This window comes from Paenibacillus sp. sgz302190, assembly GCF_059820445.1.
Window position 1 is genome coordinate 1 of record NZ_JBZYAO010000067.1, and the last position, 19,440, is coordinate 19,440.

Genomic DNA, 19,440 nt, shown 5'->3' on the forward strand with positions numbered 1-19,440 from the left:
GGACGAAGGCTAGTCACCGTCGTATTACGGGACTTCGTAATTGGAACAGTTACATCGTACGCAATGGTGAAATGATCGTATTAGTGAATGATGCACTGCGCCAGGAACATGTCATTTCACGACTGCGCTCAGTTTGCTTTACTCGCTATAAACCTCGAAAAACATTGTGGGATCAGCGTTTAACCAGCGTTATATTACGCAAAAAATTTAATCGCAATAGCGCAGGCTACCTCAACGACTTAGAGCAAAAATGGAATTCACTTATAAGTTAGTTAATTATGCTGTCGTAGTTTTTTTTGGCAAAAATACGATTGACAGTTGTTACCCTACTTATTATCATGAATTTATATTCATGATTATGAATAAATATTCAATATATATGTAGGAGAACTCATGAAGCATTTATTGTCTCTAAAAGAATTATCAGCGTCAGAAATCCGCGCTATCGTCGAAGCCGGGCTGGATCTGAAAGCTCACCCTGATAAATACGCATCCGCTTGCGCCAACAAAGGACTGCTTATGTTGTTTCAAAAAACTTCAACCCGAACTTATCTCTCATTTCATGCAGGGATTCAACAGTTGGGTGGAAATCCGATTCAAATGGAATGGGAGAAAAGCAATTTCAGCCTTTCTCCCATTCGGTATGAAGCAAAATATGTATCGCGCAATTGCGACCTGATTATGGCTCGGCTCAAGAAGCACGAAGACCTGCTGCAGCTTGCCGAGGCTTCAGCCGTCCCTGTAATTAACGGATGCTGCGACAAATATCACCCTTGCCAAGCGTTGGCCGATTTGATGACGATTTATGAGACTATCGGATCTTTTGAGGGCGCTACTCTAACCTATGCCGGCATCCATAATAACGTCGCCAACTCGTTAATTGCCGGGTGTATGAAGCTGGGCGTACGGCTGATCCTGGTGACGCCGATCATCAATGAAGCTTCCTGGGACGAACAGCTTATGCAGGAAGCGCGTGCCAGCGGGTTTATTTTTCATATGGACGATCTCAAGGAAGCCGTCTCACAATCCGATTTTGTTTACGCGGATACCTGGATCGATATGGAGTTTTTCCATCACCCCGGCTATCAAGAGGAAAAACAGCGCCGCATTGCAGTAATGCTGCCCTATCAAATCAACCGCAGCAATCTCGGTTCCAACTCGCCCTACATCATGCACGACATGCCGATTCATCCCGGTTATGAGATTGAGGAGGCGCTTATCGAATCGGAGAAATCGATCATTTTCCAGCAGGCGGACAACAGACGTCACGTTCAAAAAGCGCTGATGCTGCACTTGCTGGGCTGAGTTTCTTTTCGCAGCTTATGCCTGAATGACGTATACTTCGCCTTTGCGTGCCTGAAATGTCGTGATTCCGGGTTGCTCCGTCCGCTCCCCGATATCTTCCGCACCGTTCAGCTTGCTAATTCGCAGCTTCTCGGGAGATCGAAGCTTGCAAATCGCATCGCGGTCCGCTTTGATCACACTTTGGGTCAGGCGGCCGTCCTTCCAGGCGATGTCGATTTCATAGCCGCCTCTGGCGCGCAAGCCTTTGACCGAACCGGTTGCCCATCCGCACGGAAGCGCCGGCAGCAGCCGGATTTCGCCGTTATGGCTTTGCAGCAGCATTTCCGCTATGCCTGCAGTACCTCCGAAATTGCCGTCGATTTGAAATGGCGGATGCGCGTCGAACAAATTCGGGTACGTCGATTTCGCCAGCATCGTCTTCACGTAGCGGTGAGCCTGCTCAGCATCGCCCAGGCGCGCCCAGACGTTGATGATCCAGGCGCAGCTCCAGCCCGTATGCCCGCCCCCGTTAAGCAGTCTGCGCTCGAGAGAGCGGCGGACCGCCTGAGCCAGCGCGGGCGTATCCAGCAGATCGATTTCGCTCCCCGGATAAAATCCGTATAAATGCGAAATGTGCCGGTGCCCGGGAGATTCTTCGGCAAAATCGGCCGACCACTCCTGCAATTCGCCGGCAGGACCGATCTTGTAAGGCAGCAGGCGGGAAGCGGCGCTCTCTAATTGCGCACGGAAATCCGCATCCACGCCCAATAGTTCGGCGGCTTGCACGACCTGTGCAAACAGCTCGCGCATTATCGCCATATCCATCGTAGTCGCAACGCTGACGCTGCATTTGGTTCCATCCTCCGCGAGAAACATGTTCTCGGGCGTCGTCGACGGCGAAGTGAAGAGGTATCCGCTCCCATCCTCGATCAGCCAATCAAGGCAGAACAACGCCGCTTCCTTCATAGGCCGGTACGCTTCCCGCTCCAAAAACGACAAATCCCCGGTAAACAAATAATGCTCCCAAAGGTGCCTGCTCAGCCATGCGCCGCTCATCGGCCAGAACGCCCAGCTTGCCGAACCGGATACCGGCGAAGTGTGACGCCAAAGATCGATATTGTGACAAGCCGTCCACCCCCGGCAGCCGAATTGAACGTCGGCCGTCTTCCGGCCGCTCTCGCTTAATTCCTGTACAAACCGGAAAAGCGGCTCATGGCATTCGCTTAAATTCGTTATTTCGGCAGGCCAGTAGTTCATCTGCGTATTAATGTTAACCGTGTAGTTGCTGCGCCACGGCGGGCGGATGTCCTTGTTCCATATGCCCTGCAAATTAGCCGGCTGCGTTCCCGCCCTGGAACTGGCGATCAGCAAGTAACGCCCATACTGGAACAAAAGCGCTTCAAGGCCGGGATCGTCGGCTCCCGCTTGCACCAGTTTAAGCCGTTCGTCCGTCGGCAGCTCCGCCGCGCCGGAACTTCCCAGGTCCAACTCCACCCGATGAAACAACCCGCTATAATCGGCGATATGCCGCTGTTTCAACTCCTCGTACGAATACGCGCCGGCAGCCGCCAAAATGCTATGGCAAATAGCCGCAGCGTCTTTGCCTGCCTGGACAGGATCCCGGTCGTAACCGTTAAAGCTCGTTGCCGCAGTCAATAAATAAGTGACGGCATCTGCGTCCGTCAACGTATGCTCGGATCGCTCGTTCACAGCTTGCGAACCGCCTTCCGCCACAGCTTGCAAGCCGATTTCGAACAGCATGCCCTTGCCGTCGTATGTAATTTCAGGCCAGATCCGGGAAGGAGCCGCTCCTTTCACCTGCAGCGCGCCGGCTTCCGCAGCGGTGGAGAACGGATGCGGACTGTCTATGGATGCCGTCACATTCAACCGTCCGGGTGGATCGGCCTGCACTCTGACGACCAGCACCTGATCCGCAGCGGAAATAAACGCTTCCCGCGTGAACCGCACGCCGTCCTGCTCGTAGCTGACCCGCGCAATCGCCGTCTCCAGATCCAGCTCGCGTTCGTAGCCGCTGATTGCCCCCCCGCTGCCCGTGCGGATCCGCAGATCTCCAAGCGGCTGATACGCTTCACTGTCCTGGCCGAGCATATGCGTCTCGACGATATCCTGCGCACTCGCATATGCGCCGGCCCGCAGAGCTTCCCTGGCTTCTTCCAAATGGCCGAGCGCCTTATAATTGAGCTTGTCCTGCGGATATCCGGACCACAGCGTGTCTTCATTCAGCTGGAACAGCTCCTCGTGCGTCCCGCCGAATACCATCGCGCCCAGCCGTCCGTTTCCAATCGGAAGCGCCTCCGTCCATTCGTTCGCAGGCTGCCTGTACCACAATCTCCTATTTTTCAGGTTCACAAACATGCTCCTTTCAGCCTTGTGTTATCGGTAACCCAAATTGATAAAAAAAACCGCTGACAGCTGTAACGAGTTCATTTTATAACGATTTCCAGCTTTGTACAACGAAAAAAACTCCTCGTGAGCAAGACGGCGGCTTCCGTGAACCACCGCTTTGCTCACAAGGAGCTATTCATCCAAAATCAAGCGAGAATTTCATCTATTTTTCGGATAATTTCGGCCGGGAGCGTGACGCCGGACGCTTTCACGTTGTCTTCCAGCTGCTCGACCCGCGTCGCGCCTACGAGCGCGCTGGCGACGCCCGGTTGTCGAAGCACCCAAGCCAGCGCCAGCGTCGACATCGATAGGCCGAGTTCGTCCGCGACGCCTGCCAGTTGCTCCACCTTGTCCAGGTGGCTTTCGCTCAGAAATTTGCCGATCGACGAATTCGCTGTCGGATCGCTCGCTCGGCTTCCTTCGGGAAGCTTCCCGCCTTTACGGTATTTGCCTGTTAGTACACCTTGCGCCAAAGGCGAAAATACGACCTGCGAGATGCCGTTCTTCTCGCTGACCGGCAGCACCTCGGCTTCAATGCCGCGGTGAAACATGTTGTACTGCGGCTGGTTCACGACGACCCGGTCAAGCAAGTATTTGTCGGCGGTCCGCAAACCCTCCTGAATTTGCGCCGCCGTCCATTCGCTTACGCCGACGTACAGCACTTTTCCCTGGCGGACCATATCATCAATCGTGCGCAGCGTTTCATCGACAGGCGTCTCCGGATCGTAGCGGTGGCAGTAAAAAATATCAACATAATCGGTCTGCAAACGCCGCAGACTGGCATGAATTTGCTCGAAAACGTGTTTGCGCGAGAGTCCCCTGTCGTTCGGGCCCGCTCCCATCGGCCAAAAAGCTTTCGTCGCAAGCACATAAGAATCGCGCGAATAAGCTTTCAAAGCTTTTCCGAGCAATATTTCCGCTTCGCCCTGCGCATACACATTCGCCGTATCCAAAAAGTTAACGCCCAGCTCGAACGCCCTGCGAGTCAGCTTCGCTACCGTTTCCTCGGCGACGGAATTCCCGTAGGTCAGCCAGCTTCCCAGACTGATTTCGCTAACTTTCAGTCCGCTTCTTCCCAATTTACGGTATTTCATCATGAACCGGCCTCTTTTCTTTACATAATTTTCATCCAAAAACGAAAAGTATCGATTGCCGTATGTACCGGAGCTGCCCGACTGCCACTTCAATGTAAACGCTTTAAACGCGCGTTTAATTACAGCTCGTTTATTCACATTATAGATGGTATACTAGGCATCAAGTATCAGTTTTTCAACCTATACTATCAAGATTCCAACTTTTCGGATCAGCTGTATTTCCTGGGAGGTCTGCCTTGTGTCCATCCTGCAATTTACCGCTCCGCCGCTTCCGCATTACATTTCGGGCGGCTACAGCGTAGCTCAAATAGGCAGAAAACATCCCGAACGCTACAAGCTCGGCGAATTTGACCTGCTTGTAGTGGACAAGGGCTGCCTTTATGTCGGCGAGGAAGACCGCCATTACGAGGTTGCGGAAGACTACGCCCTCATTCTCCGGCCCGACCTTCATCATTATCCGACTGAAGGCAACCGCAGCCCAACCGGAACGTACTGGCTGCACTTCCAAACTACGGGCTCGTGGCAAGCAGTCGAGGAGAACAGCCAAAGTTCTTCAACCGGCCACGCAGAAAACAATTTCATGCTGCAAACTTTTCAAATTCAAGTTCCACAGTTCACGAAGCTGCTCCAGCCCTCCAAAATGTACGAAAGTTTGAATCAGTTGATCGGGTTGGAAAAGAACTCCCACCAAAGCTGGGTGCGCTGGAAGCAGCAAATTATTTTCCAGGAAATAATGGAGCAGCTCAGCGCCTCCCTGAATTCAACGACCGCCAAACCGGCAGCGGCGGTTGCCCATCAGGCCGCCACTTATTTGCGGCTCCATTACCGCGAAGGAATTACCGCTCAGGAGCTTGGCGAAGCGATTAATTTTCATCCGGTCTATATCGCCCGCTGCATGCAAAAGGAGTTCGGCTGTTCACCCATGGACTATTTATTGCATTACCGCGTTGAACAGGCAAAGCTGCTTTTGCTGCAAACCGATCTACCCGTCGCCTACATTGCGGAAGAAGTCGGATTCAACCATGCCGCTTATTTCACATCCTGCTTTTCGAGATACGAAGGCATTACCCCGCGCACCTACCGGCAGCGCTTTTCAAAAAAATAATTTCCCGGTATTGCCATATGCCCCTACTTGGGATATACTTCTTAACAACATTCATAACCGGATCATGCCTGTGATGAGAATCCAACTCGGAGGCGTTTTCGCCAAGATAGACGCTGCGTCGATTCTAAGTTAACCGGACCCGCCCGTTACCGCGGAACCAAGAGGAGGAACGAAGTTCCTCAATTTGGGTGGCACCGCGAGCAAGCGCTCCTCGTCCCAATCGGATGAGGGCGCTTTTTGTTTTTTATTCGATATACGGGAGGAATCATGAGATGGCTGAAAGATTGTACAATTTTAACCCGGGTCCGGCTGCGCTGCCGCTCGAAGTGCTGGAACAAGCGAAAGAACAATTCGTCGACTACCAAGGCAAAGGAATTTCACTACTGGAAATGTCGCACCGCAGCAAAGAAGTGGAGCAGTTGAACGACGAAACGCAGCAGCTCCTGCTGCAAGCTTTGGGGCTCGACGACGGCAAGTATCACACGCTCTTTATGGGCGGCGGCGCAAGCACCCAGTTTGCATTAATTCCGCTTAACTTCCTGCAAGAGGGAACAACGGCCAGCTACGCGCTCACCGGCAGCTTTGCGGAAAAAGCTTGCAAAGAAGCCGCCCAAGTAGGCCCGGTCCATGTTGCGGCAAGCTCGCGCGAGCAGGAATGGCGCCACATTCCAAAGCTGGCGGCAAGCGACTTGGCCCCTTCGTCGGCTTACGTCCATATCACGACGAACAACACCATCGAAGGATCGCGCTATGCTGAAATACCGTCGGTCGGGGCGGTCCCGCTGATCGGCGATATGACCAGCGACATTCTCAGCCGGAAGCTGGACTTTCAGCGTTTTTCCCTGATCTACGCGGGCGCGCAAAAAAATCTCGGGCCTGCCGGCGTAACGGCCGTCATCATCCGCGAAGATTTGCTGGAGCAGGCGTCGAAGCGGATTCCGGCGATTCTCCGCTACGGAACTTTTGCCAAAGACAGGTCGCTTTACAATACGCCGCCGGTGCATGCCATCTACATGATGAACCTTGTGTTAAAATGGTTTTTCCGGCAGGGAGGCCTGGAACAGCTCGAAAAGCAAAACGCGGCCAAAGCCGGCCTGCTCTACAGCGTAATTGACGCCAGCGGCGGATTTTACAAAGGCATCATCGATCCGGCCGACCGGTCCCATATGAATATCACTTGGCGAATGAAAGACGAAGCGCTGGAACGCAAGTTCGTCCGGGAGTCCGAGCTGAACGGCTTCGAAGGCCTGGCAGGACACCGCAGCGTTGGCGGTTTGCGCGCATCCGCTTATAACGCAGTACCCGAGGAAGCGTGCAGAGCGCTCGCCGATTTTATGACCGATTTTCAAAAAAGACACGGTTGACCGCTTTTCGCCATATTTCGCGCCGGCATTTTGACAAAGCGGCTTCCTTGCTTCTAGAATAGTGGGTAAGATTGCTAACTAAAGAAAAGAGTGAGCCCTCACATGAGCAACGAATTGGTCAAAAAACTCCGCTTGGCAAGCTGCAAGCGGGCTTTGATTTTGAATGCGCCTGAAGGTTATATCGCATCGCTAGGCCCTCTGCCTGAGGATGTGCAGGCGACCGAGCAAAAAGAAGCCGATCACGCTTACGATTTTGTGCAAGTATTTCTCCATAGCGCCGCTGAAGTGCAAAGCCTGGCGCCCATCGCGATCCAGGCCGTCGCCCCGGACGGTTTGCTGTGGATGTGCTACCCGAAAGGTACGGGAAAAATAAAAAACGACATTAACCGGGATTCCGGGTGGCAGCCGGTTTACGACCTTCAGTACGAAGGCGTCTCCCTCATCTCCCTGGACGACACTTGGTCAGCCATGCGTTTTCGGCACGCAAGCCAGGTAAAAGCGCCGAGAAGCCAGCGCACAACAGACCGCTCGGCGGACGCCGACAAAGCCGCGGCAGCCGCCGACAAAACCGTCGTCGTGCCGGACGATCTGGCTGCGGCATTTGCCGCCAACCCCGAAGCCTTCGCGTTCTACGAAACGCTGTCGTACACGAACCGCAAAGAATACGTCCGCTGGATCACCGACGCCAAACGCGAAGAAACGCGCTGCAGCCGCGTTGAAAAAACAATCGACAAGCTGTCGCGGGGCGTTAAAAATCCGTCACTAAAAGAGTAAGGCCGAACAGCCGGCGTGGCCGTGGGATGGTTTAGCGGTACGCATAGCCTGCACGACCGTTCGGGAAACGGCTTAGCGGCTCGCATACCCTGCTCGGCCGTTCGGGAAACGGCTTGGCAGCTCGCAAAACCTGCTCGGCCGTTCGGGAAACGGCTTGGCGCCACGCAAAACTTGCTCGGCCGTTCGTGGAACGGCTTTGCGGCTCGCATACCCTGTACGACCGTTCGGGAAACGGCTTGGCGGCTCGCATACCCTGCTCGGCCGTTCGTGGAACGGCTTGGCGCCACGCAAAACTTGCTCGGCCGTTCGTGGAACGGCTTTGCGGCTCGCATACCCTGTACGACCGTTCGGGAAACGGCTTGGCGGCTCGCATACCCTGCTCGGCCGTTCGTGGAACGGCTTGGCGCCACGCAAAACTTGCTCGGCCGTTCGTGGAACGGCTTTGCGGCTCGCAAAACCTGCTCGGCCATTCGGGAAACGGCTTGGCAGCTCGCATACCCTGCAAAAGTGCAGGCTTTTTCGGCTGAATATGCTCGTTTTGGCGAAAAGCCTGCGATTGTGCAGGAATTTCCGCTCTTGATTGGCTGAACCCTGCTTAATAGCCAAAAAAACTGCAGATTTGCAGGAATTTCCTGAAACAAGCCTATCAACACACAAAAAGATGTACTTTTGCAGGTTTTTTGGACGTTGCTAGTGATTGCTGGATTGGTAGGTTTATGCAGGTTGCTAGTGATTGCTAGGTTGATGGGTTTATTCTACTCTGGATTAATTTACCGAAGCAGCCGCAAACTACTTGTGCGACAGCCTCGCCCCGTTTCGAAAGTGAGCAGCAGCGTGGGTGGGGAAGCCGGTTCGCCAACCGGAATACCGTTCCATGCGTTGCCGCGCTGCATCGAACTCAAACGCTAAAAAAGTCCCGAAGGATCGGCTCCACGGCCAATCTTTCGGGACTTTTTCTAATTTATTATTTAAGCTGATGAATCGGATGGCCCAAAGCGCCTTCCGCTGCATCCATCACCATTTCCGTCAATGTCGGATGCGCATGGATGGTCAATGCGATGTCTTCCAGGGTGGCTCCCATTTCAATCGCCAAGCCAAGCTCGCCGATCAGGTTGGATGCTTCCGGACCGACAACTTGCCCGCCCAGCAGGATGCCCGTATCTTTGTCGCCGACCAGTTTCACGAAACCTTGGCCTGCGTTCAGCGAGTTCGCGCGGCCGTTGGCTGCGTAAGGGAACTTGCCGATCGCTACATTGTAGCCTTGCGCTTTCGCTTCGGTTTCGTTCAAACCGACGCTGGCAATTTCCGGATCGGAGAATACGACCGCCGGGATCGCCTTATAGTCGATTACGCTCGGATGACCGGCAATCACTTCAGCCGCCACTTTTGCTTCGTAGGAAGCTTTGTGCGCCAAAGCCGGACCCGGAACGATATCGCCGATCGCGAAAATATGCGGAATGCTCGTGCGGCATTGATTGTCGATCTCGACCAAACCGCGTTCTGTCAGCTTCAGGTTGATCAGATCCAGGCCGAGCTCGCCGTCCGTGTTCGGACGGCGGCCAACCGTTACAAGCACGTAATCGGCCGTAACTTGCTTTTCCTCGCCTTTGACAGTGAACGTAACCGTCACGTCGTTGTCCGTTTTGGTGCAGCTTTGCGCCAACGCTTCAGTATGCACCTCAACGCCTACTTTGTCCAGGTTGCGGGCAACCAGTTTGGACATTTCTTTTTCAAAGCCCGGCAGCACGCTGTCAGAGCCTTCCAGAACAGTTACTTTTGTACCGAACTTCGCGTACGTTTGGCCCAGCTCGATGCCGATGTAGCCGCCGCCGATGACGATCATGCTTTTCGGAATTTCCGGCAGGTTAAGCGCCTCTGTCGAGGAGATGATTCTGCCGCCGAACGGGAATGCTTTCAACTCGATCGGACGGGAGCCCGTCGCGATGATGCAGTGCTGGAAGCGGTAGCGCGGAGCTTCCTGCTCATTGAATACACGCGCTTCATGCTCGTTGATGAACATGACTTCGCCCTGGAACATCTGGATTTTGTTGCCTTTGAGCAGTGCGCTTACGCCGCCTGTTTGCTTTTTGACGATGCCGTTTTTCCATTCCTGCACTTTGGTGAAATCCACTTTCACATTTTCAACCGAGATGCCCATGCTGTCGGCATGAAGGGCATGCTCGTATTGATGCGCAGCGGAGATCAAAGCTTTGGAAGGGATACAGCCGCGGTTCAGACATACGCCGCCCCATTCCGATTTATCTACGATCAATACGCTTTTGCCGAGCTGCGCGGCGCGGATGGCGGCCACATAGCCGCCTGGACCCGCACCGATAACCAATACGTCAATATCTAAAGAAGCGTCTCCTACTACCATATGTTACACCTCCAGGACAAGAAGCTCTGGATCGGCCAGAAGCTGCTTGATATAGTTCAGGAAGCTTTGCGCCGTCGCTCCGTCCACGATGCGGTGGTCAAAGCTGAGGGAAAGCGCCATAACTTGAGCTGCTACGATTTGTCCGTTTTTCACGACAGGTTTTTCCGTGATGCGTCCTGCACCCAAAATCGCAACTTCAGGGAAGTTGATGACCGGCGTAAAGAACATGCCGCCTACGGAGCCGATGTTCGTAATGGAAATCGTTCCGCCCTTCATTTCGTTAGGAGCCAGTTTGCCTTCGCGTCCGCGAACGGCAAGATCCTTGATGGCGGATGCGATCGACCATACGTTTTTGCGGTCTGCGTCATGAATGACCGGAACGAGCAGGCCGTTGTCCGTATCGGTCGCGATGCCGATGTTGTAGTACTTTTTGTACACGATCTCTTGCTTCTCTTCGTCGATCATCGCATTCATGACCGGGAATTGGCGGCAAGCCGCTACCAACGCTTTGACGATGAACGGCAGGTAAGTCAGCTTCACGCCTTTTTTCTCGGCGAGAGGCTTCGTCCGCTCGCGCAGAGCGACGAGGGCCGACACGTCGATCTCGTCCATCAGCGTCACGTGCGGAGCCGTGTACACGGACTTGACCATCGCGTTCGCGATCACTTTGCGGATTCCTTTGAACGGAATCCGTTCTTCGACGCGATCGCCGCTCACGGCCGCCTGCGCTGCTGCCGCAGGCGCCGCCACGCCGGCCGCCTCCGCAGCGGCCTGCACTGCTGCCGGAGCCGCGGCTGCGCCGCCTCCGGCTGTGAAACCGAGCACGTCCTCGCGCGTAACGCGGCCGTGCTTGCCTGTCGGCGTCACCTCTGCGAGGTTGACGCCCCGCTCTCTTGCCAGCTTGCGCACGCTAGGCGTCGCAAGCACTTCGCGGCCGGCGCTGCTTGCAGCAGGCGCTGCCGGAGCTGCAGCAGCAGCCGCTGGTGCTGCTGCAGGGGCCGGTGCTGCCGCCGCAGGGGCAGCAGGAGCAGGCGCCGCGGCCGCAGGCGCGTCGTGGCCGTGGATCGATGCCGCAGGCAGTTCGCCCGCGACCTCGATCGTCATCACGAGCTCGCCGACCGTGCAGATTTGGCCGTCTTTCACTTTCACGTCGACGACTTTTCCGTCGACAGGACAAGGTACTTCCACGACCGCTTTATCGTTTTGAACTTCCATCAAAATCGTTTCATCCGTTACGGCGTCGCCCGCTTTGACGAGCAGCTTGACGATCTCGCCTTCATGTATGCCCTCGCCAAGCTCAGGGAACTTGTATTCAAAAAGTGCCACGTACACTACCTCCCATTACTTTCGACTGTATAATTAAAATTCGAGGACTTGATTGATTCCGGCAATGACGCTCGCAGGATTAGGCAGCCAAGCGTCTTCGATTTGCGCAAAAGGATAAATCGTATCCGGCGGCGCCACGCGAAGCACGGGAGCTTCCAGATGGAGGATCGCCTTCTCGTTGATTTGCGCGATCACTTCCGCCGCTACGCCGGAAGTTTTTTGCGCTTCCTGTACGATAATCGCTCTGTTCGTTTTCTTGATGGAAGCGACGATCGTGTCGATATCAAGCGGCAGCAGTGTGCGCAGGTCGATGACTTCGACTTTGACGCCCTTCGTTTTTTCGATTTCCTCGGCCGCTTTGAGGGAAGTGTGCACCATAGCGCCGTAAGTAATGATCGTGACATCGGAACCTTCGCGAACGACATTCGCTTTGCCGATTTCCACGGTATATTCGCCTTCCGGCACTTCTGCACGGAAAGAACGGTATAAATTCAAATGTTCCATGAAGAAAACAGGGTCATTATCGCGAATCGCTGAAATGAGCAGCCCTTTCGCATCGTAAGGGTTGGAAGGGACAATGACTTTGATCCCCGGAGTTTGCACCAGCAGCCCTTCCAGCGGGTCGGTATGCAGCTCAGCCGCTTTAACCCCGCCGCCAAAAGGCGTGCGGAACACGATCGGAGCGTTGTAGCGGCCGCCGGAGCGGTAGCGCATACGGGCAGCCTGTACGCAAATTTGGTCGAGCGCTTCATAAATGAAGCCGACAAATTGAATTTCGGCAATCGGGCGGAAGCCCTGGATGCCAAGACCTACGGCAAGTCCGCCGATCGCGGATTCAGCCAGAGGCGTATCGAATACGCGCTCTTCGCCGAACTCTTTTTGTAAACCTTCCGTCGCGCGAAATACGCCGCCGACATGACCAACGTCTTCCCCGAACAAAACTACGTTGGGATCTCTTTCCAATTCAACGCGCATCGCGTCTTTTATCGCTTGAATCATCGTCATTTGTGCCATGACAGTCCGTGCCTCCTAAGAGTTTTTCGCCAAAAAACTGGCCTCGTTAGCATTGCTTTCGTTCTCGCGGCCGACAGCCGCGAAACCATTTATTTGTACGCTTGCTTTTGCTCTTCCAGATGCTGCGGTGTAGTTTCGAACATCGAATCGATCAAGCCAGGAATCGTCATTTTTTCGGTTTCCTCGGCTTTTTTGATATGCTCGGCGACAGTAGCCTTCGCTTCTTCCTTCACGCGGTTCTCTTCCTCTTCGCTCCACAGTCCTTTTTGTGTCAGGAACAGGCGCATGCGCGCAAGAGGATCTTTAGGTTCCCATTCGCTTTCTTCGTCTTTGGTGCGGTATTTGGTCGTATCATCCGCCATCGAATGCGGACGGAAACGGTACGTTAATGCTTCGATCAAAGTTGCGCCTTCGCCCCGACGGCCTCTCTCGGCAGCCTCGGTCACTGCTTGAACGACAGCCAGAACGTCCATGCCGTCCACTTGAACGCCCTTGATTCCCGCGGCAAGCGCTTTGTGCGCTACGGAAAGCGCGCCTGTTTGCTTGGCATACGGAGTCGTGATCGCATAGCCGTTATTTTGCACGAAGTAAATGACAGGCAGCTTAAATGCTCCCGCAAAGTTCATTCCTTCATAGAAATCGCCTTCAGAGCTGCCCCCGTCGCCTGTGTAAGTAATCGCTACACGAGGCTGATTGCGCTTTTTGAACGCCATCGCAACGCCGGTAGCATGCAAAATTTGCGCGCCGATAATGATTTGCGGCATAAGCACGTGCACATCCTGCGGAATCTGACCGCCATGCTGGTGACCGCGGGAATACAAGAAAGCTTGATACATCGGCAGTCCGTGCCATACGATTTGCGGCATATCGCGGTAGCCCGGGCAAATGAAATCGTCCTTGTTCAAAGCAAACTCGCTGCCGATCATGGACGCTTCCTGTCCAGATACCGGCGCGTAGAAACCAAGACGGCCTTGACGGCCCAGATTAACGGCTCTTTCATCCCATACGCGGGTGAATACCATTCTTCTCATTAATTCTTTCAATTGATCGTCGCTCAAATTCGGCATTTTGTCAGGATTGACAACAGTACCGTCCGGAGCAAGGACCTGCAAAGGCTGAACTTTCTCTGTGGTCACTTCATAATTCGCTTGGCTGACAAGTGGCTTACTCATACCATTTCACCTCATATATGATTTTAATGCCTGCTAGCTTCGTTTCTGTTATAGTATTATTATAAACCTGTTTTTGTGAATTGTACACCAGTTTCCTTAAGGAATACGACATTTTTTAACCTAATTGAATAGTACAGTTCATCAAAATATATAATACAGTTAACAATTTATTAATAACTGCTATAATACACCTCTCCGAAAAATACCCAATTTTTGCAAAAAAACCGCCACACATTGCTGGCACTCAATAACACGCCGGTAACGGCTGACATCATTTTAAAAAAGGGGCGCATGATACAATGGAAGACTCCCGCTACTACAAAAGAACGATTGTCAAAGACGAAATTACATCCGCTTATTTGGGCGAACGGCGATCCCTCCGCATTTTCCTGCCGCCCGGCTATAACGACCTGCTGTCCTATCCGGTCATTTATTGCCAGGACGGCGAGCAATTTTTTAATTTCGGCCGCATCGCGACGACTCTGAACCGCTGCATTCTGGATGACGGAATGGAGCCGGCCATCGTTGTCGGAGTGGACGTCGATACAGCCGTTCGCACAAGCGAATACGCCCCTGAAGGGGAGCGTCATTCCGCTTACACCCGTTTTTTTGCTGAGGAACTGATTCCTTACATCGAAGGGCTCTATCCGGCCCGCCAAGACCGCACCGAACGCATCGTTGCCGGCGACTCGCTGGGAGGAACGGTTTCTCTGCACCTTGCCTTAGATTATCCTAGCCTTTTTTGCCGCGTTATATCCTTGTCCGGCGCATTTTTCGGCTTAACCAGGGAGCGTCTTTCGAGGGAAGAGGATTTATCCTGGCTGGAGCTGTACATGCTGATCGGTCTGGACGAAACCCAAGTGACGACAGAGCGCGGTACGTTCGATTTCGTTCTGGAAAACCGGCTGACCAGAGAGGTCCTAGAGCGAAAAAAAACCGCGCTCCACTATATAGAGAAGCCCGGCAAGCATTTATGGGGGTTTTGGCAGTTGGAGCTGCCTGATGCGCTGCATTACTTTTTGGGATAGCCACCTTCTATCTACTGATTATCCGCTTTTTATCGCATACCGCGATTTCAGCAAATCGATCATATCCGCAATTTGCTCTCCAGTCGGCGCTCCGACGATTTGTTCTGCGGCGGCCGGCCGGATTCCCGTTTTGCCGAGTTCCGCTATGAGCGTCTCCGTAAATTGGCCGGAGGTCAGCGGAGCGTTCAAACATTCCGCAAGGCTTGCCATGCTCCCGGGTGCGACTGCCGGATAATCCCCCTGCAAAGCCGTTCCCGCCGCTTTGTCATAAAACTCGCGCGCCATGCGGGCCTTGCTCTCGCCGTTTCCTTCCACGATGACAAAAGCTTGCACCGAGATAGCCCGCTGCTGGCGGCGCTGGGCAATTCCGCAAAATTTGCGCCCGCCGACACTCAGATCGAATTCGCCCGGGCAAAACGAGCCGACAACTTCTCCCTGATCGATCTGTCCGGTTAAACCGCTCATCGCTTGCCGGATCAAGGCCACCATCGTTTCAAAATCTTTGCGGTGCTCCATATCGCCCGCCGCTTTGGGAAGAAGCAGCGACACATTAACGACGCCCAGGTCAAGCGGAACGGCCGCACCGCCGGAATTGCGGACCGCCGTGCTGTAGCCCTGGCCCTGCAGCCATCGCTGCGCATCGGCGGCCAAAGGAAGCCGGCTGTCGCGAAGCCCCATCACAAAAGCCCGCGGATGGCGCCAAATATGGATCACAGGCGCGGCCCCCTGGCCAATCGCCCTGCACATCAACTCCTCCAGAGCAAACGAGTACAGTATATCGTGAAAGCCCGTTTCATCCGAACGATCCCAAACGATCGTACCGGGGGGCAGCAATTGTATAGACATAATCCCGATTCTCCCGACCTTCGTATTCAAACCCATTTCAAATTGTAATGGATCTGCCTCCGTATCGCAATGAACCGTCCCGGATTGCAGAAGATATTGTCAAAAATCATCAAAATCTCAGACTCAAACAGGTAGGAATTTCTATTTTCCTGTCGAAATAATACAAATATAACCAAATTCCGATAAGTGGGCGAAAACAATTGAAAGTCATGGATGACTTGCTGCTTAATGTACTGGTTCTAACGGTACCCATCTTGATCTATTACATATTATGGCTTGACCGGTCCAGGCCCATTAAAAGCCGCCGCTGCAGCCAGTTGAGCATCGCTATCATCTGCTCTCTTGCCGCGGTGTTTTGCATGTCTCATCCGCTCTTCGCCTACAACGGCAGCGAATACGACCTTCGCGTTATTCCCGTGCTCGCCGCATTCTTGTACAGCGGCATCGGCGCCGGCTTGATCGTATCCGCAGTGATCATCGCCTATCGATATTACATCGGAGGGCCGGAACTGGTTTTGATCGTTTCCCTCATCGCACTTTTGGTCCCTTTCATACTTGCCTTTATCTCGCTCAGCAATTGGAAACAGCGCACGACCAAGGTGATGTTCCCCAGTTTGCTTGCATTCGTCAGCGCTTTGGCCGCTTTTTGCATAAACCTCGTTTACCGGATTCAGATGGATGAAAAGATCGATTTGCGCTTTTGGATGTATGGCGGCTTATTCTGTCTCATTCATATGGTCACGATGTTGATGCTGACTTATCTTATTGAAAGAATCCGCGAAAATATGTCCATGCGAAGCGAGCTTCAACGCTCCGAGAAACTTCATGTACTTAGCGAGCTCGCCGCCTCCGTAGCACATGAAATCCGCAATCCGATGACCGTGGCGCGCGGCTTCATGCAAATTCTCAGCCAATCCCAGGTTACCGAAGAAAAAAAGCGGATATATACTTCGATGGTTATCGAAGAGATCGACCGCGCGCAAAGCATTATTAGCGATTACCTCTCGTTTGCCAAACCCCAGGCGGAAAAAACGGAGAGGCTCGACGCTTCCACACTCACGCAAAAGCTGGGGAATTTGATCAATCCTTATGCCTCGCTGAGAGGGGTACAAATTTCCTTTGATATGGAATCGCCTCTTTGGATCATAGCCAACTATGAAAAAATGATTCAATGTCTCGTTAATTTGACCAAAAACGGAATCGAAGCAATGCCGAACGGCGGAACGCTGCAAATTAGCGGCTATAAGCGCGGCTCCAAAATTATTTTGGAAATCAGGGATAGCGGAATCGGCATGACGGCCGAGCAAATCGAGCAGCTTGGAACCCCGTTTTATTCGACCAAACACAAAGGCACCGGCCTTGGCATGATGGTCTCCTTCCGCATCGTCAAAAACTTGGGAGGAACCATCGAAGTGAAAAGCCAGCCCGGAAAAGGAACATGCTTTATGATTTCATTGCCCGCCCTTTGAAGCTTCGGCCAATATGTTCATAATCCCCTTAAAAAGCGGAATCGCTTTGCTGCTTTCCCGTGCATCCGCATTCTCGATAACTACCGAGACCGCATACCGCGGAGCTTCGACAGGACCGTAGCCGATAAACCATTGATTGATTTTTTCCTGTTTGTCATGTATGACTTGCGCGGTCCCTGACTTGCCTGCAAGGTTCCATACCGCCCCCTGCAGCCCTTGTCCTGTTCCATCCGTGACGACATCCCGCATCCAGTCCAGCAGCCTGCGGCTTGTCTTCGCGGATACGCTGCCATCGGCAGGACGCAGCGCATGCACAGGAAATTGTTCCATGACGCGGCCCGTCCGGTAACGGATTTCCTGCACCACCCTTGGCGACAAAGCTTTGCCCCCGTGGAGCAAGGCGACTACCATGTTGGAGGCTTGCAGCGGCGATATACGCACGTCCCTTTGACCAATGGCCGTCTGCATCAGCACGCCCTCATCGCTGCGGGGTGTCTGCGTATCAAAAAGATGACCGGCTTCCTCCTGATCGAATTGCCTTATGTCCTCCTTCGTACCGGCTTTTCCTGTCCAGCCGACGTCTGCCAGCAGCCCAAGCTTGCGCGCATAGGTCTCCACTTGCGCCGCAGTCAAGCGCTGCATCACTTTGGCGAAAACGATGTTGCAGGACTGGGCATAACCTTCCTCCAACGTTAAAGCGCCGTGCCCCTCTTTTCTCCAGCAAGTGAAGCCGTATTTGCCCAATGCCCCCTCGCAATCGAAAGTTTCGTGAAGGTCTACGACGCCTTCATCCAGCGCTGCCGCAGCAACCACCGTCTTGAAAATCGAGCCCGGCACCGTCGCCTTGAGCGCGTGGTTGCTCCAGTTCGAACTGCCCGGGTCGACCCGGGCAGGATCAAAGTTCGGGCGGCTCGCCATCGCAACGACATCGCCTTGGCCGGCATCCTGAACGACTGCGGCCCCTTCGCGAATTTGCATCTTGTCCATCAGCGCTTCGATTTTTTGCTGCACGCTCATATCCAGCGTAGTTACAAGTTTGAGCGGGTAANACGACTGCGGCCCCTTCGCGAATTTGCATCTTGTCCATCAGCGCTTCGATTTTTTGCTGCACGCTCATATCCAGCGTAGTTACAAGTTTGAGCGGGTAATACGGATTATCCGGCGCAATCATTCTGGCATCGAGGCCTGACAGAGGCCTTTTGCCCGCATCGGTGAAATACGAGATCGACGTTTCGCCGATCCCGCGCAGCCACCGATCAAAGCTTTTTTCCAGGCCGGCTCCGCCGATTTTGCTCGTCAGCCCCATCCTGCCGCTCGCCAGCTCGGCGCCGTATACGCTAGAGACGAGATCCGGATTTTGCCCGATAAATCCGATCAGCTGCCTGGCCGTCATTTCCGCCGGATATCGGCTTTCCATGTTTACGACTTTCAGGTACGGGAGCTGCAAAGCCGTAATCTCCGCTTCCTCCTCCGGCGTCAATGCGAGCGGATCTATATCGGCTTGGCCTTGGCCTCGCCAAACCTGCGGCTCCTTCAACCCGCTCACGAAGGCGAGCCAATCCTTCGGGCTCGTCCCTAATATACGGGCGATCTGGGCAAGCTGCCCCTCAGTGCCCCAGTATTGGCTATGGATCGGAAACACGACCAACGCCCTGACCGTTTGTCCTGTAAACAGCCGCATATGCCGATCATAAATTTGCCCGCGGCCGCTATCCAAAACTAAAGCGCGCTGCCTTTGCAAAACCGAGTTTTCGACGAGGTTGATGCCCCGGGACGAATAGCTTTCCGATGCGGCAACCTGTATCCAGAAAAGCTTCCCGCCAATAATGGAGAGCGCACAAATGATAATAAGGAGAGACAAAAATATTCGGCGTTTTTCCGCCGCTGACAGCTGATTCCGTTTCATAGCCGCAATCCCTTTCGTCGCACGAATAGCTTCTGCTCTCAGTATGTTCAACAGCCGTATCCGGCAAACTGCGCCAAGCAAATTACACCGGGGCGTCATCCTCACAAAACTAGACGCTCAGAGGGGAGCAGCAGCTTCGGACTAACCGCTGCTGAAAGTCTGCACTTTTGAGGGTTTTTGGCCAGTACACAAGCCGCCGCACGACAATTTGCTCACGCCGTCGCCTCACTAGCCGGCTGGCACGCGCAGAAAACCTGCAAAAGTGCATCTTTTTT

17 protein-coding genes are annotated in these 19,440 nt (G+C 53.8%); 8 read left to right on the forward strand and 9 right to left on the reverse strand.

The features are described 5' to 3' along the window. Together AC6RNO_RS35620 and AC6RNO_RS35625 are read left to right on the forward strand one after the other, a co-directional pair. Positions 1–272, forward strand: a 272-nt coding sequence (locus AC6RNO_RS35620; protein WP_497108327.1) for a hypothetical protein, incomplete at its 5' end; no start/stop codon positions are given. 121 nt (positions 273–393) lie between these two features. After that, positions 394–1,305, forward strand: a complete 912-nt coding sequence (locus tag AC6RNO_RS35625; RefSeq protein ID WP_497108328.1) for a Rossmann-fold NAD(P)-binding domain-containing protein — start codon at positions 394–396, stop codon at positions 1,303–1,305. Positions 1,306–1,320: 15 nt separating this feature from the next. Here the strand turns inward: AC6RNO_RS35625 and AC6RNO_RS35630 are convergent, their stop codons facing one another. Then, a complete protein-coding gene (locus AC6RNO_RS35630; RefSeq protein ID WP_497108329.1) occupies positions 1,321–3,660 on the reverse strand; it encodes a glycosyl hydrolase family 95 catalytic domain-containing protein in 2,340 nt (779 codons plus the stop codon). Between the two features lie 176 nt (positions 3,661–3,836). Beyond that, the gene (locus tag AC6RNO_RS35635; protein ID WP_474680689.1) at positions 3,837–4,784 is read right to left on the reverse strand and encodes an aldo/keto reductase family protein; all 948 of its coding nucleotides are present in this window, start codon (positions 4,782–4,784) and stop codon (positions 3,837–3,839) included. A 238-nt stretch (positions 4,785–5,022) separates the two neighbouring features. Between AC6RNO_RS35635 and AC6RNO_RS35640 the strand changes: the two genes are divergently transcribed. The 4 genes from AC6RNO_RS35640 (at position 5,023) to AC6RNO_RS35655 (ending at position 8,615) form a co-directional block, all read left to right on the forward strand. Further along, positions 5,023–5,889, forward strand: coding sequence for a helix-turn-helix transcriptional regulator (locus AC6RNO_RS35640; RefSeq protein ID WP_488434551.1), 867 nt, complete (start codon positions 5,023–5,025; stop codon positions 5,887–5,889). 272 nt (positions 5,890–6,161) lie between these two features. Further along, positions 6,162–7,253, forward strand: a complete 1,092-nt coding sequence (gene serC / locus AC6RNO_RS35645) for a 3-phosphoserine/phosphohydroxythreonine transaminase (protein ID WP_474680339.1) — start codon at positions 6,162–6,164, stop codon at positions 7,251–7,253. Between the two features lie 102 nt (positions 7,254–7,355). Further along, the gene (locus AC6RNO_RS35650) at positions 7,356–8,027 is read left to right on the forward strand and encodes a YdeI/OmpD-associated family protein (protein WP_497108330.1); all 672 of its coding nucleotides are present in this window, start codon (positions 7,356–7,358) and stop codon (positions 8,025–8,027) included. A 21-nt stretch (positions 8,028–8,048) separates the two neighbouring features. Continuing rightward, positions 8,049–8,615 carry a hypothetical protein gene (locus tag AC6RNO_RS35655; RefSeq protein WP_497108331.1) on the forward strand — a complete coding sequence of 189 codons (567 nt, stop codon included), beginning with the start codon at positions 8,049–8,051 and terminating at the stop codon, positions 8,613–8,615. Between the two features lie 376 nt (positions 8,616–8,991). On the opposite strand, the gene lpdA is transcribed toward AC6RNO_RS35655, so the two are convergent. From lpdA to pdhA, 4 genes are all read right to left on the reverse strand, one after another. Then, positions 8,992–10,404 carry a dihydrolipoyl dehydrogenase gene (gene lpdA / locus AC6RNO_RS35660; RefSeq protein WP_497108332.1) on the reverse strand — a complete coding sequence of 471 codons (1,413 nt, stop codon included), beginning with the start codon at positions 10,402–10,404 and terminating at the stop codon, positions 8,992–8,994. 3 nt (positions 10,405–10,407) lie between these two features. Next, positions 10,408–11,730: a 2-oxo acid dehydrogenase subunit E2 gene (locus tag AC6RNO_RS35665; RefSeq protein WP_497108333.1), complete on the reverse strand. Its 1,323-nt coding sequence runs from the start codon at positions 11,728–11,730 to the stop codon at positions 10,408–10,410. A 33-nt stretch (positions 11,731–11,763) separates the two neighbouring features. Next, the gene (locus tag AC6RNO_RS35670) at positions 11,764–12,744 is read right to left on the reverse strand and encodes an alpha-ketoacid dehydrogenase subunit beta (protein ID WP_474680343.1); all 981 of its coding nucleotides are present in this window, start codon (positions 12,742–12,744) and stop codon (positions 11,764–11,766) included. A gap of 89 nt (positions 12,745–12,833) precedes the next feature. Then, a complete protein-coding gene (gene pdhA, locus AC6RNO_RS35675; protein ID WP_474680344.1) occupies positions 12,834–13,916 on the reverse strand; it encodes a pyruvate dehydrogenase (acetyl-transferring) E1 component subunit alpha in 1,083 nt (360 codons plus the stop codon). Between the two features lie 299 nt (positions 13,917–14,215). Between pdhA and AC6RNO_RS35680 the strand changes: the two genes are divergently transcribed. Then, positions 14,216–14,944: an alpha/beta hydrolase-fold protein gene (locus AC6RNO_RS35680; protein ID WP_497108334.1), complete on the forward strand. Its 729-nt coding sequence runs from the start codon at positions 14,216–14,218 to the stop codon at positions 14,942–14,944. An 18-nt stretch (positions 14,945–14,962) separates the two neighbouring features. On the opposite strand, the gene AC6RNO_RS35685 is transcribed toward AC6RNO_RS35680, so the two are convergent. Then, a complete protein-coding gene (locus tag AC6RNO_RS35685; protein ID WP_497108335.1) occupies positions 14,963–15,790 on the reverse strand; it encodes a lipoyl protein ligase domain-containing protein in 828 nt (275 codons plus the stop codon). A gap of 209 nt (positions 15,791–15,999) precedes the next feature. Here AC6RNO_RS35685 and AC6RNO_RS35690 point away from each other — a divergent pair, with 209 nt between their 5' ends. Continuing rightward, on the forward strand, positions 16,000–17,259 hold the full coding sequence (locus AC6RNO_RS35690; RefSeq protein WP_497108338.1) for an ATP-binding protein: 1,260 nt from the start codon (positions 16,000–16,002) through the stop codon (positions 17,257–17,259). Here AC6RNO_RS35690 and AC6RNO_RS35695 read toward each other — a convergent pair. After that, positions 17,242–18,270: a penicillin-binding transpeptidase domain-containing protein gene (locus AC6RNO_RS35695; protein ID WP_497108336.1), complete on the reverse strand. Its 1,029-nt coding sequence runs from the start codon at positions 18,268–18,270 to the stop codon at positions 17,242–17,244. The genes AC6RNO_RS35690 and AC6RNO_RS35695 overlap by 18 nt on opposite strands. Continuing rightward, the gene (locus AC6RNO_RS35700) at positions 18,155–19,264 is read right to left on the reverse strand and encodes a penicillin-binding protein 2 (RefSeq protein WP_497108337.1); all 1,110 of its coding nucleotides are present in this window, start codon (positions 19,262–19,264) and stop codon (positions 18,155–18,157) included. The genes AC6RNO_RS35695 and AC6RNO_RS35700 overlap by 116 nt, the downstream gene beginning before the upstream one ends. Positions 19,265–19,440: the final 176 nt, after the last annotated feature.